Below are 26,499 nucleotides of genomic sequence, written 5' to 3'. Positions count from 1 at the left end.
GACGCGCACTCCCTACGACGAATCCACCGCGTGGTCACACCACGCGACCCTCTCGGCCGCCACTTGACACCACAACGGCATGGGATGTCTGACCACCACACCAAGCGTGTCCGCCAAACCGGAACAAGCTCAGCCGGACCAGGGCCTGGCCGCTCGCCGGTAACTCAGCGTGGATGCTCGGCCGGACCTCCACGATGGCGTCGGCGTCCTCCCGGTCGCCCTCCTCGTCCCGCCAGAGGTAGACCCGCACGTGCTTCGCCCGGTGAAGGCCGCACACCTTCCACTCGGTCATCAGGTCGGCGACGACAAGGGAAAGGGCGTACTGGGGCCCCTCACTCGAATCGTCGGCGGTGATCGTGCCCCGCCACCGTTCGGGGTCGCTGCCGTAGGGGCGCCATCCCTCCGAGCCGTGCGGCTCGAACACCCGGTACACCCAGTCCGTCTCGGTGCCCATAGCACCGATCCTGTCACTGCAAGGAGCACCGTGCGCCGCATCAGATCCCACCATCGCCGACCGCGGGTCGACCGACTGCAACAACCGCCCCGACGTCTTTGAGCTGGGCGACGGGTCCTTCTGCGTATGGATCACAGCGCGCACACGCCGTCCGCATCCGATGCTGAATCGAACAGAGGCAGGGAGCGAAGAAACCCCCTCCGACCTGCCGTAAAGGCTGGTCGGAGGGGGTCTTTCCCAGAGTGGCGGCGCCAGGATTCGAACCTGGGAAGGCTGAGCCGGCAGATTTACAGTCTGCTCCCTTTGGCCGCTCGGGCACACCGCCTTGGGATGCCACCGGTCCGACCGCTTTTCGGCGGTGCTCTCCGGCAACGACGTAAACAATACCCGATGCTGAGGGGTGCTCCGCCACCCCATTGATCGGCGGCCGGCACGGCCCGGGATGGCTAGGCTGGTGCGGATGCGACCCGCGACCCGCAGGCCGGGATCGGCGGCTTCCCCCACGCCCGCCGGCACGCATCCGATACGCACCCCGATACAAGGAGCCACAGGACATGGCCGACTCCAGTTTCGACATCGTCTCGAAGGTCGAGCGGCAGGAGGTCGACAACGCCCTCAACCAGACCGCCAAGGAGATCTCGCAGCGCTACGACTTCAAGGGCGTCGGTGCCTCGATCTCGTGGTCCGGTGAAAAGATCCTCCTGGAGGCGAACTCCGAGGACCGGGTGAAGGCAGTCCTCGACGTCTTCCAGTCCAAGCTGATCAAGCGCGGCATCTCGCTGAAGGCCCTGGACGCGGGCGAGCCGCAGCTGTCGGGCAAGGAGTACAAGCTCTTCGCGTCGATCAAGGAGGGCATCTCCCAGGAGAACGCGAAGAAGGTCGCGAAGCTCATCCGCGACGAGGGGCCCAAGGGTGTGAAGGCCCAGGTCCAGGGCGAGGAGCTGCGCGTCAGCTCCAAGAGCCGCGACGACCTCCAGACCGTGATCGCGCTGCTGAAGGGCCAGGACTTCGACTTCGCGCTCCAGTTCGTGAACTACCGGTAGGACAGAACAAAGGGTGGGCACCCGGCGGTGCCCACTCTTTCCCGCCTGCCGGCCGCGGCTCGGCCCGGCCCGGCCCGCGGGCTCAGTCGCGCGACCTGCCGAAGAAGATGCGGTAGGCGATCAGCAGGACGAGCGAGCCGCCGATGGCGGCGGCCCAAGTGGCGCCGTCGAAGAGTCGCCTGCTGATCGGGTGGCCCAGCCAGCGGGCGGAGATCCAGCCGCCGAGGAACGCTCCGGCGACGCCGATGAGGGTCGTGACGATGAAGCCGCCCGGGTCGCGCCCCGGCAGCAGGAGCTTCGCGATGGCGCCGGCCAGGAGCCCCAGGATGATCCAGCTGATGATGCCCATGCTCTGAACCTGCCCTTCCACGCCGTGCCTGCGCTGTCCCGGTGCTTCGCGTTCGGTTCGGACAGGCTGTGCTGCAGCGCCCGCAGGCCGCGCGTCGTTCGTCGTGCTTGTCGTGCTTGTCACGTGCTGTGATCGTGCTTACCACACGCGTGTTCGTCCCGCGCCAGGAGCGCGTCGTGGAGAGGGACGCCCCGACCGCGTCCCGCGGTTGCACCGTTCGGTCGCGGCGGCACCGGTCAGTAGGGTTCGGGCCATGACTCGGCCCGCTTCCCCGTCCCCGTCCGAGCTGCGGCGCACCCTCGGGGTCGCGGACGCCGTGGTCATCGGGCTCGGCTCGATGATCGGGGCCGGAATCTTCGCCGCTCTGGGGCCGGCGGCCCGCGCGGCAGGCTCCGAGCTGCTCCTCGGGCTCGCGGTCGCCGCCGTGGTGGCCTACTGCAACGCCACCTCCTCGGCGCGGCTGGCCGCCCGGTATCCCGCCTCAGGCGGCACGTACGTGTACGGACGTGAACGGCTCGGCATGTTCTGGGGCCATCTGGCGGGCTGGGCGTTCGTCGTCGGCAAGACGGCCTCCTGTGCGGCGATGGCGCTCACCGTGGGCGCGTACGTCTGGCCGGGTCAGGCGCACGCGGTGGCGGTCGCGGCCGTGGTGGCGCTGACCGCGGTGAACTACAGCGGCGTCCAGAAGTCCGCCTGGTTGACGCGGGTGATCGTGGCGGTCGTGCTGGCGGTCCTCGCCGCCGTGGTCGTGGTGTGTCTGGGGTCCGGCGCCTTTGCCGCCGACCGGGTGGCCGTCAGCGGCTCCATCGGCGCCGGCGGCGTCCTTCAGGCGGCCGGGCTGCTGTTCTTCGCCTTCGCCGGATACGCGCGGATCGCGACCCTCGGCGAGGAGATACGGGATCCCGCGCGCACCATTGCGCGCGCGATCCCGCTCGCCCTGGGCATCACGCTGGCCGTGTACGTGTGCGTCGCGGTGGCCGCGCTCTCCGTGCTGGGGCCGGACGGGCTGGGCCGCGCGGCGGCACCGCTGGCCGACGCGGTGCGGGCGGCCGGGGTGCCCGGGCTGGTCCCGGTGGTGCGGGCCGGGGCCGCCGTGGCCGCGCTGGGGTCGCTGCTCGCCCTGGTCCTGGGCGTCTCGCGGACCACGCTGGCCATGGCCCGGGACCGGCATCTGCCCGCTGTGCTGGCCGCGGTGCACCCTCGTTACCAGGTGCCGCACCGGGCGGAACTGGCCGTGGGCGCCGTGGTCGCGGTGCTCGCCGCGACGGTCGACGTCCGGGGCGCGATCGGTTTCTCCTCCTTCGGCGTCCTGGCGTACTACGCGGTCGCCAACGCCTCCGCCTGGACCCTCGATCCCGCCCCCGCCCGGCGCGCGGTGCCGGCGCTGGGCCTCGTCGGATGCGTGGCGCTGGCGTTCGCCCTGCCGTGGGTCTCGGTGGCCGTGGGCAGCGGGGTGCTGGCGGCGGGCATGGCCTCGTACGGCGTACGCCGGTGGTGGGCGGCGCGCTAGGGACGGGCAGGCGGCGCCGGCGCACCGCGGGATCGTCTCCGAACCTTCCCGATCACGCTACAAGGGAGCCGCGGCCCCCTCCAATCCCTTGATCACGCCGATACTTGAGTCAGCGGGCAGTGCCGACGGAACGATCTTGGAGGATGCCGATCATGAAGGTGATCAACCTGCTGCTCAACCTCGTGTGGCTGGTCTGCTGCGGCATCTGGATGGCGATCGGCTACCTGATCGCCGCGCTGATCTGCTTCGTCCTGATCATCACCATCCCGTTCGGCATCGCGTCGCTGCGCCTCGCGGGATTCGTCCTGTGGCCGTTCGGCCGCGACGCCGTGGAGCGTCCGGGGGCCGGGGCGGGATCGTTCATCGGCAACGTGATCTGGCTGGTCTTCGCGGGCTGGTGGCTGGCGCTGGGGCACCTGATCACCAGCATCCCGCTGTTCCTGTCGATCATCGGTATCCCGTTCGGGTGGGCCAACCTGAAGCTCATCCCGGCCTCGCTCATGCCCCTGGGGCGTGAAGTGGTGCGGACGGACGACGGATTCGCCGGGCGCTGAGCTGAGCGCCCCGCCCGGACGGGTGAGGCGGGACCTCTGAGCCGGGCGTCGTCGCCGCCGGCCCGGAGGGCTCTCCCCGGGCCCGGCTTCGACCCTGGCCGTCTCAGCGCCGGCGGCCGGCCATCTGCTCGAGCCGGGCGATGCGCTCCGCCATCGGCGGGTGCGTGGAGAACATCTTCGACAGCCCCTGACCGGGGCGGAACGGGTTGGCGATCATCATGTGACTCGCCGTCTCGATACGCGGTTCGGGGGGCAGCGGAAGCTGCTGGGTGCCCATCTCCAGCTTGCGCAGGGCGCTGGCGAGCGCGAGCGGGTCGCCGGTGAGCCGGGCGCCGGACGCGTCCGCCTCGTACTCCCTGGAACGGCTGATGGCCAGTTGGATGAGGGAGGCGGCGAGCGGGCCGAGGAGCATGATCAGGAGCATGCCGATCAGGCCGGGTCCCTCGTCGTCATCGGAGCGGCCGATCGGGATCAGCCAGGCGAAGTTGACCAGGAACATGATCACGGAGGCCAGGGCGCCGGCGACGGAGGAGATGAGGATGTCGCGGTTGTAGACGTGGCTGAGCTCGTGGCCGATGACGCCGCGCAGCTCGCGCTCGTCCAGGATGCGCAGGATGCCTTCCGTGCAGCACACCGCGGCGTTGCGCGGGTTGCGGCCGGTCGCGAAGGCGTTGGGTGCCTCGGTCGGGGAGATGTACAGGCGGGGCATGGGCTGGCGGGCCTGGGTGGAGAGGTCGCGGACCATGCGGTACAGGGCCGGGGCCTCGAACTCGCTGACCGGGCGGGCCCGCATGGCGCGCAGCGCCAGCTTGTCGCTGTTCCAGTACGCGTACGCGTTGGTGCCGAGGGCGACGAGGACCGCGACGATCAGGCCGGTGCGGCCGAACAAACTGCCGATGAGGATGATGAGTGCGGACAGTCCCCCGAGGAGGACTGCGGTCCTGAGCCCGTTGTGCCGGCGGTGCACGGTACGCCCTCCAAGTGGTGCGGCAGGGGAACCCTTCGCTTGCTGCGCTTCGACTCCACCGGTGCCGTGCGGTGTGGTGTCACGTCCAGTGGACCCTTACGAACTGGTCAACGCCAGGCGAGGGCCGCGGGTTCCCTGGTGCGCGCGACGGCGCCCGGGCCGTCCGGGTGACCGGGGCGCCGGGCGGCACGCGCGTGAGGGCCGGGGCGCTGGGCGGTACGTGCACGCGTAGGCCGGGGCGCCGGGCTGCACACGCGTGTGTGAGAGCCGGGGCCCCACGCGCGCGTGGTGGGGCCCAGGGCTCAGAACAGGCCGGTGCCGGCGAAGCGGAGCACCAGCTGGGGGGCGCCGGAGAGGGCTGCGCCGAGGACGCCCGTCAGGGCGAGGGCGGCGGTGAGGGGGGCCGGGACGCGGTGCCCGACGGGTTCGCCCTCGGGGGCGCGGAACAGCAGGGTCGTCCACTGGAGGTAGTAGAACAACGCGATGACGACGTTGACGGCCATGACGACGGCGAGCCAGCCGAGTCCGGCGTCGACGGCGGCGGAGAACACGGTGACCTTGGCGAACAGCCCGATGACGCCCGGGGGAAGGCCGGCCAGGCAGAGCAGGAAGAAGGCCAGCAGCAGGGCGGTCAGCGGGTTCGTGGCGTACAGGCCGCGGTAGTCGCTGACGCGGTTGCGTTCCTTCGTACGGCCCACGAGCGCGGCCACGGCGAAGGCCCCGACGTTCACGGCGGCGTACATGAGCGCGTAGGCGAGCGTGGAGCCGATCGACTTCTGCGGGTCCCTGGAGTAGCCGGCGGCGGCGATCGGCACCAGGAGGTAGCCGGCCTGGCCGACGGAGGACCAGGCGAGCAGCCGTACCGCGCTGTACGCGCGCGTGGCCTGCTGGCGCAGGGCGCCGACGTTGCCGACGGTCATGGTGAGCGCGGCGAGCACGGCCATCGCGGGAGCCCAGGCGCCGGAGTACGACGGGAAGGCGACGACGGTGACGAGGATCAGTCCGGTGAAGCCGACGGCCTTGCCGACGACCGACAGGTAGGCGGCGACCGGCAGGGGGGCTCCCACGTAGGTGTCGGGCACCCAGAAGTGGAAGGGGACGGCCGCGGTCTTGAAGGCGAAGCCGACGAGGGTGAGGACGACGCCGGTCTGGGCGAGCGTGTGGAACTGGCCGTCGACGTGCTGGATGCGTTCGGCGATCCGAGTGAGGAACAGGGTGCCGGTGGTGGCGTAGACGAAGCTGACGCCGAGCAGGCTGACGGCGGTGGCGGTGACCGAGGACAGGAAGAACTTCAGGGCCGCGTCGGAGGACCTGCGGTCGCCGTGCCGGAGGCCGACGAGGGCGAAGGCGGGCAGGGAGGCGACCTCCAGGGCGACGACGAGGGTCGCCAGGTCGCGTGCGGCGGGCAGGAGCGCGGCACCGGCGGCGGAGGCCAGCAGCAGGAACCAGAACTCCCCTTCGGGCATTGCCTTGCGCGCGTCCTTCAGCGCGGTGACCGACAGCAGGGCGGTCAGGAGGGCGCCGCCGAGGACCAGGAACTGGATGACGAGGGTGAAGCGGTCAGCGGTGTAGCTGCAGACGTCGGGCCGGCCGGTCTGGCAGAACGTGGCGCGGTCGCCGTCGAGGAGGGGCAGGAGCAGCAGCGCGGCGGTGGCAAGTCCGGCGACGGAGAACCAGCCGAGGAGGGGCTTGCGCGCTTCCGGCACGAAGAGGTCGGCGACGAGGACCACGAGGGCGATCACCGCGGTGAGGGTGGGCGGCGCGACGGCGAGCCAGTCGACGGACTGGACCACCGACTCGGCCGCCGTCTGGGCCAGGGCGGTCATCGGGTGCCTCCTGCGAGGAGCTGCTGCACGGCCGGGTCGGTGAGCCCGAGCAGGGCCTTCGGCCAGAGTCCGGCGAGGACGGTGAGGGCGACGAGCGGGGTCCAGGCCGCGAACTCGTAGCCCCGGACGTCGGCGAGCTGTGGCGCCTGCCGCGGTACGGCGCCCATGCAGACGCGGCGGACCACGACGAGCATGTACGCGGCGGTCAGCAGGGTGCCGAAGGCGCCGATCGCCATGAAGGTGAGGAAGGCGGGCCGGCTGAGGCCCGCGGCGGGCTGGAACGAGCCGAACAGGGCGAGCATCTCGCCCCAGAACCCGGCCAGGCCCGGCAGGCCGAGCGAGGCGACGGCGCCGAAGGCGAGCAGGCCGCCCAGGCGCGGGGCCTTCGCATACAGCGCGGCACCGGTCTTCTCGGCGAGGGCGTCGAGGTCGGTGGTGCCGGTGCGGTCCTTGAGCGCGCCGACGAGGAAGAACAGCAGGCCGGTGATGAGGCCGTGGGCGATGTTGGCGAACAGGGCGCCGTTCACGCCAGTGGGGGTCATGGTGGCGATGCCGAGCAGGACGAAGCCCATGTGGCCGACCGAGGAGTAGGCGATGAGCCGCTTGAGGTCGCCCTTCGCGCCCTGCCTGGCGAGGGCGAGGCAGGCCAGGGACCCGTAGATGATCCCGACGACGGCGAGGGCGGCGAGGTAGGGCGCGAAGGTGCGGAAGCCGTCGGGTGCGATCGGCAGCAGGATGCGGACGAAGCCGTACGTTCCCATCTTCAGCAGGACACCGGCCAGCAGCACCGAGCCGACGGTCGGGGCGGCGGTGTGCGCGTCCGGCAGCCAGCTGTGCAGTGGCCACATCGGCGTTTTGACGGCGAGCCCGAGACCGATCGCCAGAACGGCGATGACCTGCACGGACGCGGTCAGTGACCGGCCGTTGTCAGTGGCGAGTGCCACCATGTCGAAGGTGCCGGCCTTGAGCCCGATGAGGAGCAGGCCGAGCAGCATGACGACCGAGCCGAGCAGGGTGTAGAGGATGAACCGCCAGGCGGCGGCCTGACGGCCCTCGCCGCCCCAGCGGGCGATGAGGAAGTACATCGGGATGAGGACCATCTCGAACGCGAGGAAGAACAGCAGCAGATCGAGGACGGCGAAGGTCGCGAGGGTGCCGGACTCGAGGAGGAGCAGCAGCGCGACGAAGGCCTTCGGGGTGGGACCCGTGGGCGGCTTGAAGTAGGAGTACAGCGCGCAGAGGAAGGTCAGCAGCGCGGTCAGTACGACGAGGGGGAGGGAAATGCCGTCGACGCCGAGGTGGATGCGCACGTGGAGTGCGGGGATCCAGCTGATGTCGGTCGTGGCCTGCATCTTCGACGGGTGGGCATGGTCGAAGCCGACCGCGAGGACGATCGCGGCGGCGAGGATCGCGCCGGTGACGGTCACGCCGTGCCGGAGCACGGCCTGCTCGGGTGACTTCCCCTTCAGCCCGGGCGGCGCGGGCAGGAGGGCGGCGAGCGCGCCGAGGAGCGGGCCGGCGACGAGGAATGCCAGAAGGAACTGCATCACGGACTCGTTGATATCGATCACGCCTGCTCACGCTCCCGTGGCCAGAAGGACGGCGGCGACCGCCAGGACGACGGTGCCGGCGAGCAGCGCGCTCACATAGGTCTGCACATTGCCGGTCTGGGCCCGCCGTACGGCGGCCCCGAGCAGCCGGGGTACGGCTCCGGCGCCGCGTACGTAGGTCTCGACGACCTCCCGGTCGAGGAACCGGACGAGGCTCGCTCCGGCCAGCACCGGGCGGACGAAGAGGGCCGCGTACACGGCGTCGAGGTGGAAGCCGGCGGCCGCGTGCCGGTGCAGCGGACCGAGCAGCAGCCGTCCGGGGTCGGCGGGGTCGGGTGCGTGGGCGATGTCTCCGTACGCGGGCCGGTGGGTGGCGATGGCCTCGGCCTCGACGAGGCCGGCGTCGCCCTCGGGGTGGGCGGCGACAGCGCCGAGGGGGACCCGGGCGGCGAGCGCGGCGGTGTGCTGCCAGGCACCGTAGGTGACGATGCCACCGACCAGCGCCACGCCGGTGCCGAGGACGGAGGTGATGAGCGTGGGGGTCAGGTCCCGGCCGTCGAACCATCCGGGCAGGACGCGGAAGGCGAGGCCGCCGAAGGCGAGGGACGGGAGGGCGAGCGCCCAGAGCACCGCGTTCATGACGAGGGGCTGCCTGCCGTGGTCGGGGGCCTCGGCGCCCCGGCCGCGGAAGGCCAGCAGCCACAGGCGCATGGCGTAGGCGCCGGTGAGCAGGGCCGTGAGGAGGCCGGCCACGAGGATGGTCCAGCCGGCCGCCACGGGGGCGTGGCCGGTGTGGCCGGTGGCCGCGTGTTCGGCGGCGCCGAGGACGGACTCCTTGGAGAAGAAGCCGCTGAAGGGAGGGATCGCGGCGAGCGCGAGGAGCGCCACGGTCATCGTCCAGTAGGCGTCCGGGACGCGGTCCCGCAGGTTGCTCATCCGGGACATGGCGGCCAGCGAGTTGGTGCCGGCGGCGTGGATGATCACCCCGGCCGCGAGGAACAGCAGCGCCTTGAAGGCGCCGTGCGACAGGAGGTGGAAGACGGCCGCGGCGCGGTCGCCGACGGCGAGCGCGCCGGTCATGTAGCCGAGTTGGCCGATCGTCGAGTAGGCGAGGACGCGTTTGATGTCGTCCTGGGCGAGCGCGGCGAGCGCCGAGCCGGCCATCGTCACGGCGGCCATGACGGCGAGAACGACCATCGCGGCCGAGGAGGCCTGGAAGACGGGGAGGAGCCGGGCGACGAAGTAGACACCGGCGGCGACCATCGTCGCGGCGTGGATCAGTGCGGAGACGGGCGTCGGGCCCGCCATGGCGTCGGGGAGCCAGGTGTGCAGCGGGAACTGCGCCGACTTGCCCGCCACGCCGGCGAGGAGCAGCAGGGCGATCAGGGTCGGGTGGTGCAGTCCGCCGCTCGCGACGGTGCCGAGGACCTGGGTGATCCGGAAGGACCCCGCGTCGGTGCCGAGCGCGAACAGGCCGATCAGGAAGGGCACGTCGCCGAGCTTGGTGACCAGGAAGGCCTTGATCGAGGCGGCGCGGGCCTCGGGGGTCTCCCAGTAGTGGCCCACCAGGAAGTAGGAGCAGATGCCCATGACTTCCCAGCCGACCAGCAGCACGATCAGGTCGCCGGAGTAGACGACGAGCAGCATCGCGGAGGTGAACAGCGAGACGAGGGCGGCGTACGAGGGGTAGCGCGGGTCGTCGCGAAGGTAGCCCATGGAGTAGATCTGCACGCAGGTGGCGACGACGCCGACCAGGACGGCGACGAGCGCGGCGAAGCCGTCGATGTGCAGGGCGAGTTCGATGGGCACCGAGCCGGTGGGGGTGAGCTCGGTGGCGGCGTCGACGGCCCGGCCGCCGCCCTGGTCCGCGGCGACCAGCGCGGCCAGGACCAGGGAGGCGAGGGTCGGCAGGACGGCGAGCGGGCGGACGAAGCCGGGCGCGGTCCGGCCGAGCAGCAGGCCGGCCACGGCGCCGAGGAACGGAAGAAGCGGAACGAGGACGGCGAGGGTGATCGTGGTCACGCGGTGGCCTCAGCCTTCTCAGCGGCCTCCGCGGTCGCGGCGGCGCTGTGGGGGCCGTCGTCGGAGTCGTCGGGGCCCTCGGCGGAGTCGCGGAGCCGGTCGATGTCCGAGGTGCCGCGGTTGCGGTGGACGGCGAGGACGATCGCCAGGCCGATGCCGATCTCGGCAGCGGCGATGGCGATGGTGAACAGGGTCAGGGCCTGCCCGGAGTGCAGGGTCTCGATCGCGGCCCTGCTGAGCCAGACGTCGAAGGCGACCAGATTGAGGTTGACGGCGTTGAGCATGAGCTCGACGGACATCAGGACCAGGATCGCGTTGCGGCGGGCGAGGACCCCGTACAGGCCGGTGCAGAACAGGAGGGCGGAGAGCACGGCGGGATAGGCGAGGTGCATCAGCGGACACCTTCCTTCGCGCCCGGGTCGCCGTGGGTCCCCGGGGCCTGGGTGGCGGCAGGGGCCTGGGGGGCGGCCGCGGCCGCCTTCGACTTGCGGGACAGGACGATCGCGCCGACCAGCGCGGCCAGGAGCAGGACGGAGAGGGCCTCAAAGGGCAGGACCCAGTTCTGGAACAGGCTCTCGCCGGTGGCCTTCGTCGATCCGGCGGCGGCGCCGTCCAGGTCGATCCAGGTGGTGCGGAAGGCGTCGACGACCACCCAGACCAGGGCGGCCGCGGCGCCGACGGCCACGGTCAGGGCGGCCCAGCGGTTGCCGGAGTCGGCATCCGGGGAGCGGCCGATGGGCGCCTTGGTGAGCATCAGGCCGAACAGGAGGAGGACGACGACGGAACCCACGTAGATGAGGACCTGCACCCAGGCGATGAACTCGGCGGTGAGCAACAGGTACTCCACGGCGAGGCCGCCGAGGGTCACCACCAGCCACAGGGCGGCGTGCACGAGCTGCCGGGTGGTTACGGTGACGAGGGCGGCGCCGAAGGTGGCCAGGCCGACGAGGAGGAAGGCGATCTCGACGCCGGTCGGGGAGAGGAAGCCGTGGCTTGCGGCGGCGATGCTCACGTGTCCCCCTCCCGCGGTTCGGCCTGCGCGGCCGCCAGCTTCTCGGCGGTCTTGCGGGCGGCGCCGAGCTCCTTGGGTTCCTCGGCGCCGGCGTCGAGGGCGGGCGGCGCGGGCACGGTCCACATCCACTCGCGCAGCTTGTCGCGCTCGTGGGTGAGGTCGCGGATGTCGGTCTCGGCGTACTCGAACTCCGGGGACCAGAACAGGGCGTCGAAAGGACAGACCTCGATGCAGATACCGCAGTACATGCACAGGGAGAAGTCGATGGCGAAGCGGTCGAGGACGTTGCGGCTGCGTTCGCGGCCGCCGGGGGCCGCCGCGGGGACCGTCTCCTTGTGGGAGTCGATGTAGATGCACCAGTCCGGGCACTCGCGGGCGCACAGCATGCAGACGGTGCAGTTCTCCTCGAACAGGCCGATGACGCCGCGGCTGCGCGGCGGGAGGTCGGGCTGGACGTCGGGGTACTGCGCGGTGACGGTCTTCTGCGTCATCGTGCGGAGGGTGACGGCCAGACCCTTGGCCAGGCCGCTGCCAGGGATGGGGGCCATGACTACTGGATCACCACCTTGACGATGCCGGTGAGGGCGATCTGGGCGAGGGAAAGGGGGACGAGGAGCATCCAGGAGAACTTCTGGAGCTGGTCCTCACGCAGCCGCGGGTAGGTGACGCGGAGCCAGATGACCACGAAGGCGAGGACCGCCGTCTTCAGCAGGGTCCAGACCCAGCCGAGGCCCTCGGCGCCCCACGGGCCGTGCCAGCCGCCCAGGAAGAGGACGGTGGTCAGGCCGCACAGGACGACGATCCCGGCGTACTCGGCGAGGAGGAACAGGGCGAAGCGCAGACCGGTGTACTCGGTGTACGCGCCGAAGATGATCTCCGAGTCGGCGACGGGCATGTCGAACGGCGGGCGTTGCAGTTCGGCGAGGCCGGCGACGAAGAAGACGATCGCGCCGACGATCTGCCAGGGCAGCCACCACCAGTGGAAGGCGTGGACGATGCCGGGCAGGGAGACCGTGCCGGCCGCCATCGCCACGGAGGCGGCGGCGAGCAGCATCGGCAGTTCGTAGGCGAGGAGCTGGGCGGCGGTGCGCAGACCGCCGAGGAGGGAGAACTTGTTGGCGGAGGCCCAGCCGGCCATGAGCGAGCCGAGGACGCCGATGGCCATGATCGCGAGCACGAAGAAGATGCCCGCGTCGAGGACCTGGCCGACGGCTCCCTCACTGGGGCCGATCGGGATGGCGAGCAGCACGAGGAGGTAGGGCAGCAGGGCCACGGCGGGGGCGAGCTGGAAGACACGGCGGTCGGCGCCGGCCGGGACCACGTCCTCCTTCTGCGCGAACTTCACGCCGTCCGCGACCAGTTGGGCCCAGCCGTGGAAGCCGCCGGCGTACATGGGGCCGAGGCGGCCCTGCATGTGCGCCATCACCTTGTGCTCGGTCTGACCCACGATCAGGGGGAAGGTCAGGAACACCGCGAAGACGATCACGAGTCGCAGGGCGACGTCGACGGTGCCGTTCACCGCGTGCCTCCTTCCGGTTCGTCGGGGGTGGTGGGGGGTTTCGTGGCGTCGGGGTCGTCGCCCTCGGGGGACGGCCCCGGTTTCGGTTCGGGTTCGTCGAACGCCGGGCGCGCGTGGTGCCAGGGGGCGTCCGAACTGCGCGGTGCCGTGGGCGGCTTCGAGGCCGCCTCCTGCCCGCGCTGGGACGCGGAGCCCTCGCTCGCACTCCGCGCACGGCGAGACCCCGCGGCCCCCGCCCGCTGCGACGCCGACCCCTCGGCCGCACTCCGCACCCGCCGGCCTCCCGCGGTCGGCTCTTCGGCCCCGGCCCCAGTGTCCTCAGCGGCACTCTCGCCGGCTGCGGCACCGTCCCGCCCGGACACGCCTTCGGCGCCGCCCGAACCCTCCACCTCGGCACTCCCGTCGCCGCGCGCCAACCGGCTCGCGCCCCGAGTCCGCCCAGCCTGCTCCGGCGTCACCGCGCCTCCGGCGCCGGCGTCTTCAGGCGCACCCTCAGCCCCGGCCCGCGTGTCCTCTGCGGCACTTTCGCCGGCGTCCGCGCGCCGCACGCCGGTGTTTCCAGCCGCGCCCTCGGCGCCAACCCCGGACCCCCCAACCGCACTCGCAGCCGCAGCCGCAGCCGCAGACCCCGACGCCGCACCCTCGGGCACAGCCCCGGACCCCGACGTCGCACCCTCGTCTCGTTGAGCCGTCTGGCTTGTCGAGCCCTCGCTTGCGCTGCGCATCCGGCGGGGCCGGGCGGTGGGGGCCGCGGGCTGCTCGGTTGCGGGAGCGGTCGTCGCCGTCCGGCCGGACGAGCCCTCCGCCGCCGTGAGCGTGCGGCGGGCCGGGCGGTCGCCCGCCGCCCGGGCCACGCCCCGCGCCGGGCGGGACGGGGCGGGCGGGAGCTGGCCCTTCTGGGGGCCCCACTCGTTGGGGTCGGGCACGCCCGGCGGCAGCATCTGGCGGCGCTTGGGACCGCCGTGGTCCGAGTCGCCCGGCTCCTTGGCCCCCGGCCAGGCCTTGGCGACGCGGGCCGCGAGGACGAAGTCCTTGCGGAGGGGGTGGCCCTCGAAGGTCTCCGGCAGGAGGAGGTGGTCCAGGCCGGGGTGGTCCTGGAAGGAGACGCCGAACATCTCGTGCGTCTCGCGTTCGTGCCAGGCCGCGCCCGCGTAGACGTCCACCGCAGTGGGCAGGACGGGCGCCTCGTGCGGAACCGTCGTACGCACCAGCAGGCGCCGTACCGGGGCGAGGGCGACGACGTGGGCCGAGACGCGGAAGCCCGTGCCCGGCTCGTCGACGGCGCTCAGCCAGTCGAAATACGTGCAGCCCAACTCGTCGCGGGCGGTCAGCAACGCGGAGATCCACGTGTCCGGCGGCACGTCCACCGTCAGGACCTCGTAGGACTCCTCCGCCGTGGCGCCGGTCCCGAAGAGGTCCCCGACGGGCGCGGGCAGCCAGCCGGTCCCACTCATCGCGGGTCCCCCTCGCCGGTGGCCGCGGCGGCCGGCGGCCGTACCAGCCCGCTCTGCAGCGCCGCCGTCGACGGACGGGCCGTCCCGGTCGCGTACCGCTCCCCCAGCGACTCGCGCGCGATCTTCTCCTGGAGTTTCAGGATTCCCTGGAGCAGCGCCTCGGGACGCGGCGGGCAGCCGGGAACGTAGACGTCCACCGGGATGATCTGGTCGACGCCCTTGGTGACGGAGTACGAGTCCCAGTACGGGCCGCCGCAGTTGGAGCAGGCGCCGAAGGAGATGACGTACTTGGGCTCGGGCATCTGCTCGTACAGCCGCTTGATCGCCGGGGCCATCTTGTCCGTGACCGTGCCGGACACCACCATCAGGTCGGCCTGGCGGGGCCCGGGCGCGAACGGGATCACGCCGAGGCGGATGAAGTCGTGCCGGGCCATCGACGCGGCGATGAACTCGATCGCGCAGCAGGCGAGGCCGAAGTTGAAAACCCAGAGCGAGTAGCGCCGGCCCCAGTTCAGGACGACCTTCATCGGCTCCGGGGCGAGCCGGGCGAGCGTGCCCAGCCGCTTCGGCTCCGGCAGCGGTACCGGTTCGGGGGTGATGGGGGTCACGTCCATGCCAGGACGCCCTTCTTGTATGCGTACAGCAGGCCCACGGCCAGGAAGCCGAGGAAGATGAACATCTCCACGAGCGTCGTCGCGCCGTAGCCGGGGGCGGCGAAGACCGTCGCCCAGGGGAACAGGAAGATCGAGTCGACGGCGAAGATCACGTACAGGAACGCGTACACGTAGTAGCGGACCTGGGTGTGCGCCCAGCCCTCGCCGACGGGGTCGACGCCGCACTCGTACGTCAGCAGTTTCTCCGGGGTGGGGACCACCGGGCGCAGCAGGCGCCCCGCACCGAAGGCGACGGCGACGAACAGCACGCCGACGAGGGCGAGCAGTCCGACGACCGAATAGGACTGGAAGTAGTCCGCCGCGACGACGGCGGTCGACCCCCGCAACGTCTCCCGCACCGTCCGTTCCTCACTCCCTGGCCCTGTCGGACCTGTTTTCCCCGGCCCCGTGCTGTTCGGCTGTTCGACGATCTGTACGCACGGGAGTCTAGGCCCTGATAAAGGGCGGGTAAGCAGCCCGTCACACCCTGGGGCGCGAAGGTGGGGTTTTCCCCAGTGGGTGAGGGCGGCCCACCTCATGGCGCCGTCGGCCGCCGCACGGCACGCTGGCCCCTATGACCGCTCGCATCCCCGCCGCCGATCCCGCGGTAGCAGGCGCCGAGGACCGGCTGCCGTCGGCCCGTTTCGCCTACGACCTGCCCACCTGGAAGGAGATCACGCATCTACTGGTGAACCTCCCAGTATCGCTGTTCGGCTTCGTCTATGTGGTGACGGTGCTGCTGACCGGCAGCGCGCTGACGCTCAACGTGATCGGCTTCCCGCTGCTGGCGCTCGGGCTGATGGGCTCGCGCCTGCTGGGCCGGCTGGAGCGGGCGCGGGCGCGGGCGCTGCTCGGGGTGCGGATCGACGAGCCGAGCCCGCTGTCGCTGCACGGCGCGAAGGGACTGCCCGGCCGGCTCTGGGCGGCGCTGAAGGACCCGGTGGGCTGGCGCTCGGCGCTGTACCACTTCATACGGCTGCCCTGGGGCGTGCTCACCTTCACGGTGACGCTGACCTCGCTGTTCGTGCTCTGGCCGGTGCTGCCCTTCCTCGCGCGGGGCCTGGCGAACGTGGACCGGGCGATGGTGCGCGGCCTGCTGTCGCCGTCCGACGAGCTGGAGCGGCGGATCGCCGAGCTGGAGTCGGACCGGGGGGTCGTGGTCGACACGGCGGCGGCGGATCTGCGGCGCATCGAGCGGGACCTGCACGACGGGGCGCAGGCCCGGCTGGTCAATCTGGCCATGGGCCTGGGCCTGGCCAAGGAGAAACTGCTGGAGGGCCGGTCCGACGAGCACGTCGCCGCGATGGTCGAGGAGGCGCACGGTGAGGTGAAGCTCGCGCTCCAGGAACTGCGCGACCTGGCCCGCGGCATCCATCCCGCCGTGCTGACCGACCGCGGCCTGGACGCGGCCCTGTCGGCGGTGGCCTCGCGCTGCACGGTGCCGGTGCAGGTGACGGTCGACCTGGAGTCGCGTCCGGCCGCGGCCATCGAGGGCATCGCCTATTTCACGGTCTCCGAGCTGCTCCAGAACGTCAGCAAGCACAGCGGGGCGCGGTCCGCCTCCGTCGACGTCTGGCGGTCCGACGGCCGGCTGCTGATCCAGGTGGGGGACGACGGCCGCGGCGGTGCCCGGTTGGACGGCGGAACGGGCATGCGCGGTCTGGCCGAGCGGCTGGACGCGGTCGACGGCCTGTTCGTGGTCGAGTCGCCGCCGGGCGGCCCGACGGCCATCACGGCGGAGCTGCCGTGGCGGGACCGTACGGATGGCGCCGGTCCGGCCGGGTCCGGGGTGGCCGCCTCCGGCCGGGGCACCCCCGGCACGAGGTAGGGAAAACCCCCCGCCCAAGACGCCGACGTGCTCCATGGTCCCGCCATCCGCGGCCGAGCACTCTGGGAGTACGGCGGGACAGCCGTAGAAGAAACGGAACGAGGGGACGGGACGACGCCGATGGCCACCCAGTACCGATCGCAGGACGCACCGGGGTACGGGCCCTACAGCGCGGGCGGGTTCCACGACGGTGGCACCGGCCGGGAACGGCACCTGCTGCCGGCCGGGCTGCGGGCGCCGTTCGAGGCCCGCAGCTGGCGCGAGTTCGGGTACGTGCTGCTGAACCTGCCGATCGGCATCATGCTGTTCACGTACGCGGTGACGATGGTGTCGCTGGGCGCGGGCCTGCTGGTGACGTTCCTGGGCGTCCCGGTGCTCGCGGCGGCCCTGGGCGGCTGCCGCCTGTTCGGCGTGCTGGAGCGGGCGCGGGCGCGCCGTCTGCTCGGCCTGGAGGTCGCCGAGCCGCAGCCGCTGCGGACGACGAAGCCGGGCGTCCTGGCGTGGACGGGAGCCCTGCTGAAGAGCGGCGCCTCCTGGCGGGCCCTGCTCTACGCGATCCTGCACTTCCCGTGGGCGGTGTTCTCCTTCTCGGTCTCGCTGGTCTTCTGGACGCTGGGCTGGAGCCTGCTGACGTATCCGTTGTGGTTCTGGGTGTTCCCGATGTGGGCCGGCCAAGGCGGGCTCCAGCTCTACGGCGACGGTCAGCACGGTATCTATCTGGACAATCCGTTCGAGATCACGGTGACCGCGCTGGTGGGGCTGCTGTTCACGCTGGCCACGCCGTGGATCGTGCGGGCGCTGACGATGGTGGACCGGGTGCTGGTGTACGGGCTGCTGGGGCCGTCGCGGCTGTCGGCGCGGGTGGTGGAGCTGGAGTCGGACCGGGGGGTCGTGGTCGACACGGCCGCCGCGGATCTGCGGCGCATCGAGCGGGATCTGCACGACGGGGCGCAGGCCCGGCTGGTGGCGCTGGCGATGGATCTGGGGCTGGCGAAGGAGAAGCTGACGGAGGATCCGCAGGCGGCGGCGCGGATGGTGGACGAGGCGCACGGCGAGGTGAAGACCGCGTTGCAGGAGCTGCGGGACCTGGCGCGGGGGATCCATCCTGCGGTGCTGACGGACCGCGGCCTGGACGCGGCCCTGTCGGCGGTGGCCTCGCGCTGCACGGTGCCGGTGCGGGTGGAGGTCGATCTGGCCGAGCGGCCGGCGGCGGCCATCGAGGGGATCGCGTACTTCACGGTCTCCGAGCTGCTCCAGAACGTCAGCAAGCACAGCGGGGCGCGGTCCGCCTCCGTCGACGTCTGGCGGGTGGAGGACCGGCTGATGCTCCAGGTCGAGGACGACGGGGTCGGCAACGCGGACGTGTCCAGGGGGTCGGGCCTCGCCGGGCTGGCCGAGCGGTTGGACGCGGTGGACGGGATCCTCATCGTGGACTCGCCGTCCGGGGGCCCCACCCGGGTGACGGCGGAGCTGCCCTGGCGGCGCTGAGCGCGCCCGTAATCCCCTGATGGCGGCCTGCCGGCCGCGGCCACACCGGTCGCGGCGGCAGGCCGAAACATGTGGTCGCCTCCCTGCACTTCCCCTGGCCCGGGCGCGGCGCGGTCCGAATACTGGAATGCTGGACCATGTCGCGCGGAAGACCGTGGGGCGAGGCTGTGGGGGGCCGAGGATCATGGAGGACAGGGTGCGGGTGGTCATCGCCGAGGATTCAGTGCTGCTCAGGGAGGGCCTGACCCGGCTGCTGACCGACCGCGGACACGAGGTCGTGGCGGGTGTCGGGGACGCCCAGGCACTGATCAAGACCATCACGGAGCTGCACGACCAGCAGGCGCTGCCGGACGTCGTGGTGGCGGACGTGCGGATGCCGCCGACGCACACCGACGAGGGGGTCCGGGCCGCGGTGCAGCTGCGCAAGGCGCACCCGGCGCTGGGCGTGCTCGTGCTCTCGCAGTACGTGGAGGAGCGGTACGCCACCGAACTGCTGGCCGGTTCCAGCCGCGGGGTCGGCTATCTGCTCAAGGACCGCGTGGCCGAGGTGCGCGAGTTCGTGGACGCGGTGGTGCGGGTGGCTGAGGGCGGTACGGCCCTGGACCCGGAGGTCGTCGCGCAGCTGCTCGGCCGCAGCCGCAAGCAGGACGTGCTGGCCGGGCTCACCCCGCGGGAGCGGGAGGTGCTGGGGCTGATGGCCGAGGGGCGGACGAACTCGGCGATCGCCCGGCAGCTGGTGGTGAGCGACGGCGCGGTCGAGAAGCACGTCAGCAACATCTTCCTCAAGCTCGGACTGTCCCAAAGTGATGGGGATCACCGGCGTGTTCTGGCCGTGCTCACCTATCTGAACTCGTGATCGTCCGACACTGTGACGGACCGTGCGAACCGTCTCATCGGTGCGTCCAGCATGCGAACGATGCAGGGAAGGCGACCCTCACGGTCGTAGGGTTGAAGCCGGGAAGGTCTTCGGGAAGGCCGCTCCCACACAGCAGCCTCGAAGGAGGTCCAGTTCAGTGACCAGCCAGGTCAGCAGTCCAGCGGAGCAGGCCGACGGAGCCGTCGTAGGAGAGCAGCGCAGGGCGGCCGGGACGAAGGACGTCCGCCGCTTGGACCGGGTGATCATCCGGTTCGCGGGTGACTCGGGTGACGGTATGCAACTCACCGGTGACCGCTTCACCTCGGAGACGGCGTCGTTCGGGAACGATCTGTCGACGCTGCCGAACTTCCCGGCCGAGATCCGGGCCCCCGCGGGAACCCTGCCAGGTGTGTCCTCCTTCCAGCTGCACTTCGCCGACCACGACATCCTCACCCCCGGGGACGCGCCGAACGTGCTGGTCGCGATGAACCCGGCCGCGCTGAAGGCGAACGTCGGCGACCTGCCGCGCGGTGCGGAGATCATCGTCAACACCGACGAGTTCACCAAGCGCGCGATGCAGAAGGTCGGCTACGACGCCTCCCCGCTGGAGGACGGCTCGCTGGACGGCTACCACCTGCACCCGGTGCCGCTGACCACCCTGACGGTCGAGGCCCTCAAAGAGTTCGACCTGTCCCGCAAGGAGGCTGAGCGCAGCAAGAACATGTTCGCGCTGGGCCTGCTGAGCTGGATGTACCACCGGCCCACGGAGGGCACGGAGAAGTTCCTGCGGACGAAGTTCGCCCGGAAGCCGGACATCGCGGCGGCGAACATCACCGCGTTCCGCGCGGGCTGGAACTTCGGTGAGACGACGGAGGACTTCGCGGTCTCCTACGAGGTCGCCCCGGCCGCCAAGGCCTTCCCCGTCGGCACGTACCGCAACATCTCCGGGAACCTGGCCCTGTCCTACGGCCTGGTGGCGGCGTCCCGCCAGGCGGACCTGCCGCTGTTCCTGGGCTCGTACCCGATCACCCCGGCCTCGGACATCCTGCACGAGCTGTCCAAGCACAAGAACTTCGGCGTGCGGACCTTCCAGGCCGAGGACGAGATCGCCGGCATCGGCGCCGCTCTCGGGGCCGCCTTCGGCGGGTCGCTCGCGGTGACGACGACGTCCGGCCCGGGCGTGGCGCTCAAGAGCGAGACGATCGGTCTGGCGGTGTCGCTGGAGCTGCCGCTGGTGGTGGTGGACATCCAGCGCGGCGGGCCGTCCACCGGCCTGCCGACCAAGACCGAGCAGGCAGATCTGCTGCAGGCGATGTACGGCCGCAACGGCGAGGCGCCGGTCCCGGTCGTCGCCCCGTGCACCCCGGCGGACTGCTTCGACGCCGCCCTGGAGGCGGCCCGGATCGCGCTGACCTACCGCACCCCGGTGTTCCTGCTCTCCGACGGCTACCTCGCCAACGGCTCCGAGCCCTGGCGCATCCCCGATCTGGACGAACTGCCCGACCTGAGCGTGCAGTTCGCGCAGGGCCCCAACCACACGACGGCCGACGGCACCGAGGTGTTCTGGCCCTACAAGCGCGACCCCAGGACCCTGGCCCGCCCGTGGGCGATCCCGGGCACGCCCGGCCTGGAGCACCGCGTCGGCGGCATCGAGAAGCAGGACGGCACCGGCAACATCTCCTACGACCCCGCCAACCACGACTTCATGGTCCGCACCCGGCAGGCCAAGATCGACGGCATCGAGGTCCCCGACGTCGAGGTCGACGACCCGAACGGGGCACGCACCCTCGTCCTGGGCTGGGGCTCCACCTACGGGCCCATCACGGCGGCCGTGCGCCGGCTGCGCGCGGCCGGGGAGTCCATCGCGCAGGCCCACCTGCGCCACCTCAACCCCTTCCCGAAGAACCTCGGCGCGGTCCTGAAGCGTTACGACAAGGTGGTGATCCCCGAGATGAACCTCGGCCAGCTCGCCACCCTGGTGCGAGCGAAGTACCTGGTGGACGCGCACTCGTACAACCAGGTCAACGGCATGCCGTTCAAGGCGGAGCAGCTCGCCACGGCTCTCAAGGAGGCCATCGATGGCTGAGACGTCCACGGAAGGCACGGGCACGGCCGAGGCGCTCTCCCTGGTGCCGAAGGCCCAGGCCCGGCAGTCCATGAAGGACTTCAAGTCCGACCAGGAAGTGCGCTGGTGCCCCGGCTGCGGCGACTACGCGATCCTCGCGGCCGTCCAGGGCTTCATGCCGGAGCTGGGGCTGGCCAGGGAGAACATCGTCTTCGTCTCCGGTATCGGCTGCTCCTCCCGCTTCCCGTACTACATGAACACCTACGGGATGCACTCCATCCACGGCCGCGCCCCCGCCATCGCCACCGGCCTGGCCACCTCGCGGCGCGACCTGTCGGTGTGGGTCGTCACCGGTGACGGCGACGCGCTGTCCATCGGCGGCAACCACCTCATCCACGCCCTGCGCCGCAACGTCAACCTCAAGATCCTGCTGTTCAACAACCGGATCTACGGCCTGACCAAGGGTCAGTACAGCCCGACCTCCGAGATCGGCAAGATCACCAAGTCGACGCCGATGGGCTCCCTCGACGCCCCCTTCAACCCGGTCTCCCTCGCCATCGGCGCCGAGGCGTCCTTCGTGGCCCGCACCATCGACTCCGACCGCAAGCACCTCACCGAGGTGCTGCGCCAGGCCGCCGCCCACCCCGGCACCGCGCTGATCGAGATCTACCAGAACTGCAACATCTTCAACGACGGCGCCTTCGACGCCCTCAAGGACCGCACCCAGGCCCAGGAGGCGCTGATCCGCCTGGAGCACGGGCAGCCGATCCGCTTCGGCGCCGACGGCGAGCGCGGTGTCGTCCGGGACGCGCGCACCGGCGACCTGTCCGTCGTGGACGTCACCCCGGACAACGAGTCCGAGATCCTCGTCCACGACGCCCACGCGGCCTCCCCGACCACGGCGTTCGCGCTGTCCCGGCTGGCCGACCCCGACACCCTTCACCACACCCCGATCGGCGTCTTCCGGTCCGTGGACCGCCCGGTCTACGACACCGCGATGGCCGACCAGCTCGACGCGGCGATCGAGCAGCGGGGCAAGGGCGACCTGGCCGCGCTGCTGGCCGGCGGAGACACCTGGACGGTCGTCGGCTGAGCGGGCTGCTCCGTCTCACGAGGCCCGGGTCCGTGCGGCCCGGGCCTCGTCCTGTGTCCACCGGGCCTCGTCGTATGTCCGGCGGGCCTCGTCGTATGTCCGGCGGACCTCGCCTCATGCCCGGTGGGCCTCGTCGTACGTTCGCCGGGCCTGCTCCACGTCCGCCATGCGCTCCTGGGTCCACAGCGCGAGCGCCCGTACCTGTTCGGCGGCCTCCCGGCCGAGGCCGGTGAGGGAGTAGTCGACCCGGGGCGGGATCACGGGCCTGGCGTCACGGTGGACCAGTCCGTCGCGCTCAAGGGTCCGCAGCGTCTGGGCGAGCATCTTCTCGCTGACGCCTCGTTCGCTGACCCGGGCGACGGCGCGACGCAGTTCGCTGAAGCGGTGGGGCCGCTCCAGCAGCTCGATCAGGACGAGGACGCCCCACCGGCTGGTGACGTGCTCCAGGACCAGGCGGTACGGGCACATCGCCGCGTCGACGACGTCCCTTGCCGCTCCTCCAGCGCTTACCGTCATGCCAGTACCTTACTTCAAAGTAGGTACTTTCGAAGAGTTAGCGCATCTCCTAGCGTTAGTGCACAGGCACCCCACAAGGAGATTTCCGTCATGAGCATCGTCGTCACCGGAGCCACCGGCCACCTCGGCCGCCACGTCGTGGATCAGCTGCTGGAGAAGGTCCCGGCCGACCAGGTCACCGCCGTCGTACGCACCCCGGAGAAGGCCGCCGGCCTCGCCGAGCGCGGGGTGCGGATCGCGGTCGCCGACTACAACGCGCCCGAGACCTTCGACGGCCTGTTCTCGGCCGGCGACAAGGTCCTGCTGATCTCCGGCAACGAGTTCGACAAGGGCCGGGTCCGGCAGCACCGGGTCGTCATCGACGCGGCCCGCGCCGCCGGTGTCGCGCTGCTCGCCTACACCAGTGCCCCCGGCACCCTGAAGGCCGCCCTCGCCGACGACCACCACGGCACCGAGGAGGCCCTGCTGGCCTCCGGGGTGCCCTACGTACTGCTGCGCAACGGTTGGTACCACGAGAACTACACCGAGCAGCTCGCCCCCGTCCTGGAGCACGGCGCCGTCGTCCACGCCGCCGGCGAGGGCCGTGTCTCCTCCGCCCCGCGCGCCGAGTACGCGGCCGCCGCCGTCGCCGTCCTGACCGGCGAGGGCCACGAGAACAAGACGTACGAGCTGGGCGGGGACGAGGCGTGGAGCCTCGCCGAGTACGCCGCCGAGCTGAGCCGGCAGACCGGCCGGCGGATCACGTCCAACCCGGTCACCGTCGAGGAGTACGCGGGCATCCTGACCGGCGCCGGTCTCCCCGGGCCGCTCGCCGCGATCCTGGCGGGCGTGGACGCCTCCATCGAGAAGGGCGAGCTGGTCATCACCTCCGGCGATCTGTCCCGCCTGATCGGGCACTCCACCAGCCCGGTCTCGGAGGCGATCGCCGCCGCGCTCGGGGCCTGAGCGACACCGGGGAAACCGTCACCCGCCCGTCATGACCGTTTGACCATACGGACATGACAGGCGGGGGCGCGTGGCGCTACCTTCTTTGATGCCCGCCGCACGGTACGCGGCCGGCACGAAGGAGGAACCAGTGAGCGAGCAGCCGAGGGGTGAGCGGCGCACGGGACTGCTGAACGGTGTCGCCGCCTACGGGATGTGGGGCCTCGTCCCCATCTTCTGGCCGCTGCTCAAACCCGCCGGGGCGGTCGAGATCCTCGCCCACCGCATGGTGTGGTCCCTCGCCTTCGTCGCCGTCGCCCTGCTCGTCGTACGCCGCTGGGCCTGGGCCGGCGAACTGCTGCGCCAGCCGCGCAGGCTGGCCCTCGTCGTGATCGCCGCCGCGGTGATCACCGTCAACTGGGGCGTCTACATCTGGTCCGTCAACAGCGGGCACGTGGTGGAGGCGTCCCTCGGCTACTTCATCAACCCGCTGGTCACCATCGCGATGGGCGTACTGCTCCTCAAGGAGCGGCTGCGGCCCGTGCAGTGGGCGGCGGTCGGCACCGGCGCCGCCGCCGTCGTCGTGCTCACCATCGGCTACGGCCGCCCGCCGTGGATCTCCCTCTGCCTCGCCTTCTCCTTCGCCACCTACGGCCTGGTGAAGAAGAAGGTCAACCTGGGCGGCATCGAGTCGCTGACCGCCGAGACCGCGGTCCAGTTCCTGCCCGCTCTGGGCTATCTGCTGTGGATGGGCGCCCACGGCACCTCGACGTTCGCCGCCGAGGGCGCCGGGCACGCCGCCCTGCTCGCCTCCACCGGCATCGTCACCGCGCTGCCGCTGGTCTGCTTCGGCGCGGCCGCGATACGCGTGCCGCTGTCCACCCTGGGCCTGCTCCAGTACATGGCCCCGGTCTTCCAGTTCCTGCTCGGCGTCGCCTACTTCCACGAGTCCATGCCGGCCGAGCGCTGGGCCGGCTTCGCCCTGGTCTGGCTGGCCCTGACCCTGCTGACCTGGGACGGGCTGCGCACGGCCCGGCGGGCGGCACAGCTCAGGGCCCGGCTCGCCGCCCCCAGGACCGCGACGGCGGCGGAGGCCGACCCGGTGGACGCGTAGCCGCTGCCGCGGGTGGTGCGGGCGCGGTGTGCTCGCGCCTCCTCCTTGGTGAAGTTCCAGCCCCGGGGCGAGCCCGCGCATATAACTGGTTGCATGACTCTGACACCCACGGGCGCCGCGCCCGCCCCGCTGCACTGGAAGCTCGTCATCGACGCCGCCGACCCGCACGCGCAGGCCGACTTCTGGGCCGCCGCGCTGCACTACGAGGTGGAGGACAACAGCGCGTTGGTCGAACGGCTGCTGAAGCTCGGGGCGCTGCCGGGCGAGGCCACCGTCGAGTCCCACGGCCGCCCGGCCTTCCGGGATCTGATCGGCGTGCGGCATCCCGACGACCCGTACGACGAGGAACGCGGCACCGGTCTGGGGCGGCGGCTGCTGTTCCAGCGGGTGCCGGAGGCCAAGTCCGGCAAGAACCGGCTCCACCTCGACCTGCACCCCGGCGAGGGCCGGCGCGCGGACGAGGTGGAGCGGCTGAAGGGGCTCGGGGCGCGCGTGCTGCGGCATGTGCGGGAGCACGGCGGGGAGTGGATGGTGATGGAGGACCCGGAGGGCAACGTGTTCTGCGTGGCGTAGGACGCCGGGTCAGCTCGGGGGCGGCGGGGTGGCGTCGCGGGCCCGTTCGGCCAGGCGGCCCATGCGGGCGCGGGCGGACTCCAGTTGTTCGATGTCGTCGGCGGCGGGGCCGTCCTCGGCGGTGAGTTCGGTCCACAGGTCGATGAGGTCGCGGCCGAGCCGCAGGCCCTGCTCGGGGTCGCGGACCGCGCGCCAGGCGGCGGCCGCGCTCTGCACGTCGCCGTAGGCCGCCGCCGCGTCGCCGGCGCGGCGGCGGATGCGGGCGAGGCCGAACGAGATCCCGAAGGAACGGAGCGGATCGCCGGCCAAGTAGGCGATGTACGCGGTGAGTTCGCGCACCCGCAGCACCTCGGGGTGCTCCGGGCCGAGCGTGCCGGACGCCTCCGCGACGGTGCGTTCGGCCAGGGCCGCCGCCTCCTCGATCCGGCCCTCCTTCACGGCCTCGTTGACCCGCGCCAGGGGTTCGGCGAGCAGAACGGCGCCCGCTTCACCGGCCGCGGTCCTGGGATCCTCCCCGAGCACCGCCTCGGCCACGGCGTCGAACCCGCGGGCGGGGGTGGGGGTGGGCTTGGGCTCGGGATCGTCCAGGCCGGAATCGTCCAGGCCGGGATCGGCCGGGTCGGGGTCCGGCCGCTGGTGCTGGTGCGGAGTCGCGGCGGACGCGGGGGCACCGGGCACGGAGGCGTGGTCGCCAGGCGCTGGGGCACGCTCGGCGGGCGCGGGCGGTTCCGGCCACACGTTCACGTCGGCCGGGCCCGCGTCCATCATCGGTGGCGGGCCGAACACCCCCGTGGGGGCGACCGCCGTACCGAGGGGCGTGTCACCCGCCGGTTCCGGCAGCGCCCGCAGCGCGAACGTCGGCGCCACCTCGCTGGACGGCGCCGGCGAATCGGAAACCGCCCGCAACGGGAAAGTAGGCGCGCTCTCGCCGTACGGCGTACCGCCACCGCCCCGGGGCACGCTGTCCGACCCGGACCCCGGCAACTCCCGCACCGGGAACACAGGCGCCCCTTCGGCGGTCGGCGCCTGCGACTCGGAAACCGCCCGCAACGGGAAAGTAGGCGCGCTCTCGCCGTACGGCGTACCGCCACCGCCCCGGGGCACGCTGTCCGACCCGGACCCCGGCAAG

Annotated in this window: 25 protein-coding genes, 1 tRNA gene and 2 pseudogenes; 12 read left to right on the top strand and 16 right to left on the bottom strand. The window is 71.8% G+C overall.

Annotated features, from left to right (window positions below):
• Positions 1–34: 34 nt before the first annotated feature.
• A complete protein-coding gene (locus tag ABZ818_RS35525; protein WP_361424147.1) occupies positions 35–454 on the bottom strand; it encodes a hypothetical protein in 420 nt (139 codons plus the stop codon).
• 243 nt (positions 455–697) lie between these two features.
• A tRNA-Tyr gene (locus tag ABZ818_RS35520) sits at positions 698–779 on the bottom strand.
• A gap of 229 nt (positions 780–1,008) precedes the next feature.
• Here ABZ818_RS35520 and ABZ818_RS35515 point away from each other — a divergent pair.
• Positions 1,009–1,497 carry a YajQ family cyclic di-GMP-binding protein gene (locus tag ABZ818_RS35515; protein ID WP_225078022.1) on the top strand — a complete coding sequence of 163 codons (489 nt, stop codon included), beginning with the start codon at positions 1,009–1,011 and terminating at the stop codon, positions 1,495–1,497.
• An 82-nt stretch (positions 1,498–1,579) separates the two neighbouring features.
• Here ABZ818_RS35515 and ABZ818_RS35510 read toward each other — a convergent pair whose 3' ends face one another.
• Positions 1,580–1,846 (bottom strand): GlsB/YeaQ/YmgE family stress response membrane protein, encoded by a 267-nt coding sequence (locus ABZ818_RS35510; RefSeq protein ID WP_361424144.1) that lies wholly within the window; start codon positions 1,844–1,846, stop codon positions 1,580–1,582.
• Between the two features lie 253 nt (positions 1,847–2,099).
• Between ABZ818_RS35510 and ABZ818_RS35505 the strand changes: the two genes are divergently transcribed.
• Both ABZ818_RS35505 and ABZ818_RS35500 read left to right on the top strand, forming a co-directional pair.
• Entirely contained in the window at positions 2,100–3,356 is a 1,257-nt protein-coding gene (locus tag ABZ818_RS35505; RefSeq protein ID WP_361424141.1) for an APC family permease, read from the top strand.
• Between the two features lie 152 nt (positions 3,357–3,508).
• Entirely contained in the window at positions 3,509–3,910 is a 402-nt protein-coding gene (locus tag ABZ818_RS35500; protein ID WP_141359420.1) for a YccF domain-containing protein, read from the top strand.
• 103 nt (positions 3,911–4,013) lie between these two features.
• Here ABZ818_RS35500 and htpX read toward each other — a convergent pair whose 3' ends face one another.
• From htpX to ABZ818_RS35445, 11 genes are all read right to left on the bottom strand, one after another.
• The gene (gene htpX, locus ABZ818_RS35495) at positions 4,014–4,877 is read right to left on the bottom strand and encodes a zinc metalloprotease HtpX (protein ID WP_361424138.1); all 864 of its coding nucleotides are present in this window, start codon (positions 4,875–4,877) and stop codon (positions 4,014–4,016) included.
• A gap of 302 nt (positions 4,878–5,179) precedes the next feature.
• On the bottom strand, positions 5,180–6,703 hold the full coding sequence (locus ABZ818_RS35490; protein WP_361424135.1) for an NADH-quinone oxidoreductase subunit N: 1,524 nt from the start codon (positions 6,701–6,703) through the stop codon (positions 5,180–5,182).
• Entirely contained in the window at positions 6,700–8,274 is a 1,575-nt protein-coding gene (locus ABZ818_RS35485) for an NADH-quinone oxidoreductase subunit M (protein WP_361424132.1), read from the bottom strand. Before ABZ818_RS35485 ends, ABZ818_RS35490 begins: the two co-directional genes overlap by 4 nt.
• A 6-nt stretch (positions 8,275–8,280) precedes the next feature.
• Positions 8,281–10,275 carry an NADH-quinone oxidoreductase subunit L gene (locus tag ABZ818_RS35480; protein WP_361424129.1) on the bottom strand — a complete coding sequence of 665 codons (1,995 nt, stop codon included), beginning with the start codon at positions 10,273–10,275 and terminating at the stop codon, positions 8,281–8,283.
• Positions 10,272–10,667 (bottom strand): NADH-quinone oxidoreductase subunit NuoK, encoded by a 396-nt coding sequence (nuoK, locus tag ABZ818_RS35475; RefSeq protein ID WP_361424126.1) that lies wholly within the window; start codon positions 10,665–10,667, stop codon positions 10,272–10,274. The genes ABZ818_RS35480 and nuoK overlap by 4 nt, the downstream gene beginning before the upstream one ends.
• A complete protein-coding gene (locus ABZ818_RS35470; RefSeq protein ID WP_361424123.1) occupies positions 10,667–11,287 on the bottom strand; it encodes an NADH-quinone oxidoreductase subunit J in 621 nt (206 codons plus the stop codon). Before ABZ818_RS35470 ends, nuoK begins: the two co-directional genes overlap by 1 nt.
• Positions 11,284–11,835, bottom strand: a complete 552-nt coding sequence (locus ABZ818_RS35465; RefSeq protein ID WP_361424120.1) for an NADH-quinone oxidoreductase subunit I — start codon at positions 11,833–11,835, stop codon at positions 11,284–11,286. Before ABZ818_RS35465 ends, ABZ818_RS35470 begins: the two co-directional genes overlap by 4 nt.
• A 2-nt stretch (positions 11,836–11,837) precedes the next feature.
• The gene (locus tag ABZ818_RS35460; RefSeq protein WP_361424117.1) at positions 11,838–12,806 is read right to left on the bottom strand and encodes a complex I subunit 1 family protein; all 969 of its coding nucleotides are present in this window, start codon (positions 12,804–12,806) and stop codon (positions 11,838–11,840) included.
• A complete protein-coding gene (locus tag ABZ818_RS35455) occupies positions 12,803–14,260 on the bottom strand; it encodes an NADH-quinone oxidoreductase subunit C (protein ID WP_361424113.1) in 1,458 nt (485 codons plus the stop codon). The genes ABZ818_RS35460 and ABZ818_RS35455 overlap by 4 nt, the downstream gene beginning before the upstream one ends.
• Positions 14,257–14,874, bottom strand: coding sequence for an NADH-quinone oxidoreductase subunit B family protein (locus ABZ818_RS35450; RefSeq protein WP_361424110.1), 618 nt, complete (start codon positions 14,872–14,874; stop codon positions 14,257–14,259). Before ABZ818_RS35450 ends, ABZ818_RS35455 begins: the two co-directional genes overlap by 4 nt.
• Entirely contained in the window at positions 14,865–15,272 is a 408-nt protein-coding gene (locus tag ABZ818_RS35445) for an NADH-quinone oxidoreductase subunit A (RefSeq protein WP_141359431.1), read from the bottom strand. Before ABZ818_RS35445 ends, ABZ818_RS35450 begins: the two co-directional genes overlap by 10 nt.
• A 215-nt stretch (positions 15,273–15,487) precedes the next feature.
• Between ABZ818_RS35445 and ABZ818_RS35440 the strand changes: the two genes are divergently transcribed.
• The 5 genes from ABZ818_RS35440 to ABZ818_RS35420 all read left to right on the top strand — a co-directional run bounded on the left by ABZ818_RS35440 (position 15,488) and on the right by ABZ818_RS35420 (position 22,243).
• Positions 15,488–16,741, top strand: a complete 1,254-nt coding sequence (locus tag ABZ818_RS35440) for a sensor domain-containing protein (protein ID WP_361424107.1) — start codon at positions 15,488–15,490, stop codon at positions 16,739–16,741.
• Between the two features lie 120 nt (positions 16,742–16,861).
• Positions 16,862–18,229, top strand: a complete 1,368-nt coding sequence (locus tag ABZ818_RS35435) for a sensor domain-containing protein (protein WP_361424104.1) — start codon at positions 16,862–16,864, stop codon at positions 18,227–18,229.
• Between the two features lie 184 nt (positions 18,230–18,413).
• The gene (locus ABZ818_RS35430; RefSeq protein WP_141359434.1) at positions 18,414–19,085 is read left to right on the top strand and encodes a response regulator transcription factor; all 672 of its coding nucleotides are present in this window, start codon (positions 18,414–18,416) and stop codon (positions 19,083–19,085) included.
• A 157-nt stretch (positions 19,086–19,242) separates the two neighbouring features.
• Complete coding sequence (locus ABZ818_RS35425; RefSeq protein ID WP_361424101.1) at positions 19,243–21,171, top strand: 2-oxoacid:acceptor oxidoreductase subunit alpha; 1,929 nt, start codon at positions 19,243–19,245, stop codon at positions 21,169–21,171.
• Positions 21,164–22,243, top strand: coding sequence for a 2-oxoacid:ferredoxin oxidoreductase subunit beta (locus ABZ818_RS35420; RefSeq protein WP_361424098.1), 1,080 nt, complete (start codon positions 21,164–21,166; stop codon positions 22,241–22,243). Before ABZ818_RS35425 ends, ABZ818_RS35420 begins: the two co-directional genes overlap by 8 nt.
• A 114-nt stretch (positions 22,244–22,357) precedes the next feature.
• Here ABZ818_RS35420 and ABZ818_RS35415 read toward each other — a convergent pair whose 3' ends face one another.
• Positions 22,358–22,759 carry a helix-turn-helix domain-containing protein gene (locus ABZ818_RS35415; RefSeq protein WP_361424095.1) on the bottom strand — a complete coding sequence of 134 codons (402 nt, stop codon included), beginning with the start codon at positions 22,757–22,759 and terminating at the stop codon, positions 22,358–22,360.
• A gap of 90 nt (positions 22,760–22,849) precedes the next feature.
• Between ABZ818_RS35415 and ABZ818_RS35410 the strand changes: the two genes are divergently transcribed.
• The 3 genes from ABZ818_RS35410 (at position 22,850) to ABZ818_RS35400 (ending at position 25,370) form a co-directional block, all read left to right on the top strand.
• The gene (locus ABZ818_RS35410) at positions 22,850–23,704 is read left to right on the top strand and encodes an SDR family oxidoreductase (protein ID WP_361424092.1); all 855 of its coding nucleotides are present in this window, start codon (positions 22,850–22,852) and stop codon (positions 23,702–23,704) included.
• A 130-nt stretch (positions 23,705–23,834) separates the two neighbouring features.
• Positions 23,835–24,797, top strand: a complete 963-nt coding sequence (gene rarD, locus ABZ818_RS35405; protein ID WP_361424089.1) for an EamA family transporter RarD — start codon at positions 23,835–23,837, stop codon at positions 24,795–24,797.
• 93 nt (positions 24,798–24,890) lie between these two features.
• Complete coding sequence (locus ABZ818_RS35400; RefSeq protein ID WP_361424086.1) at positions 24,891–25,370, top strand: VOC family protein; 480 nt, start codon at positions 24,891–24,893, stop codon at positions 25,368–25,370.
• Positions 25,371–25,379: 9 nt separating this feature from the next.
• On the opposite strand, the pseudogene ABZ818_RS35395 reads toward ABZ818_RS35400, so the two are convergent.
• Positions 25,380–26,291, bottom strand: a pseudogene (locus tag ABZ818_RS35395) (tetratricopeptide repeat protein); the annotation flags it as partial.
• On the opposite strand from ABZ818_RS35395, the pseudogene ABZ818_RS35390 reads away from it, so the two are divergent.
• Positions 26,188–26,499: pseudogene (locus ABZ818_RS35390) on the top strand (hypothetical protein); the annotation flags it as partial. The pseudogenes ABZ818_RS35395 and ABZ818_RS35390 sit on opposite strands and share 104 nt — an antisense overlap.

The organism is Streptomyces sp. NPDC047453 (assembly GCF_040643155.1).
In the GTDB taxonomy this organism is placed as follows: Bacteria; Actinomycetota; Actinomycetes; order Streptomycetales; family Streptomycetaceae; genus Streptomyces.
The sequence above is the reverse complement of the archived record's forward strand: the minus strand, read 5'-3'. Positions and strand labels throughout refer to the sequence as shown.

What these genes read in the sequence shown, in the direction of transcription:
- ABZ818_RS35410 (WP_361424092.1), top strand. Translation starts at nt 22,850, where the DNA reads ATGAGCATCGTCGTCACCGGAGCCACCGGCCACCTCGGCCGCCACGTC.
- ABZ818_RS35440 (WP_361424107.1), top strand. Translation starts at nt 15,488, where the DNA reads ATGACCGCTCGCATCCCCGCCGCCGATCCCGCGGTAGCAGGCGCCGAG.
- ABZ818_RS35435 (WP_361424104.1), top strand. Translation starts at nt 16,862, where the DNA reads ATGGCCACCCAGTACCGATCGCAGGACGCACCGGGGTACGGGCCCTAC.
- ABZ818_RS35490 (WP_361424135.1), bottom strand. Translation starts at nt 6,703, where the DNA reads ATGACCGCCCTGGCCCAGACGGCGGCCGAGTCGGTGGTCCAGTCCGTC.
- ABZ818_RS35420 (WP_361424098.1), top strand. Translation starts at nt 21,164, where the DNA reads ATGGCTGAGACGTCCACGGAAGGCACGGGCACGGCCGAGGCGCTCTCC.
- ABZ818_RS35465 (WP_361424120.1), bottom strand. Translation starts at nt 11,835, where the DNA reads ATGGCCCCCATCCCTGGCAGCGGCCTGGCCAAGGGTCTGGCCGTCACC.
- ABZ818_RS35515 (WP_225078022.1), top strand. Translation starts at nt 1,009, where the DNA reads ATGGCCGACTCCAGTTTCGACATCGTCTCGAAGGTCGAGCGGCAGGAG.
- ABZ818_RS35510 (WP_361424144.1), bottom strand. Translation starts at nt 1,846, where the DNA reads ATGGGCATCATCAGCTGGATCATCCTGGGGCTCCTGGCCGGCGCCATC.
- ABZ818_RS35505 (WP_361424141.1), top strand. Translation starts at nt 2,100, where the DNA reads ATGACTCGGCCCGCTTCCCCGTCCCCGTCCGAGCTGCGGCGCACCCTC.
- ABZ818_RS35400 (WP_361424086.1), top strand. Translation starts at nt 24,891, where the DNA reads ATGACTCTGACACCCACGGGCGCCGCGCCCGCCCCGCTGCACTGGAAG.
- ABZ818_RS35525 (WP_361424147.1), bottom strand. Translation starts at nt 454, where the DNA reads ATGGGCACCGAGACGGACTGGGTGTACCGGGTGTTCGAGCCGCACGGC.
- ABZ818_RS35500 (WP_141359420.1), top strand. Translation starts at nt 3,509, where the DNA reads ATGAAGGTGATCAACCTGCTGCTCAACCTCGTGTGGCTGGTCTGCTGC.
- nuoK (WP_361424126.1), bottom strand. Translation starts at nt 10,667, where the DNA reads ATGCACCTCGCCTATCCCGCCGTGCTCTCCGCCCTCCTGTTCTGCACC.
- ABZ818_RS35455 (WP_361424113.1), bottom strand. Translation starts at nt 14,260, where the DNA reads ATGAGTGGGACCGGCTGGCTGCCCGCGCCCGTCGGGGACCTCTTCGGG.
- ABZ818_RS35415 (WP_361424095.1), bottom strand. Translation starts at nt 22,759, where the DNA reads ATGACGGTAAGCGCTGGAGGAGCGGCAAGGGACGTCGTCGACGCGGCG.
- ABZ818_RS35450 (WP_361424110.1), bottom strand. Translation starts at nt 14,874, where the DNA reads ATGGACGTGACCCCCATCACCCCCGAACCGGTACCGCTGCCGGAGCCG.
- ABZ818_RS35430 (WP_141359434.1), top strand. Translation starts at nt 18,414, where the DNA reads ATGGAGGACAGGGTGCGGGTGGTCATCGCCGAGGATTCAGTGCTGCTC.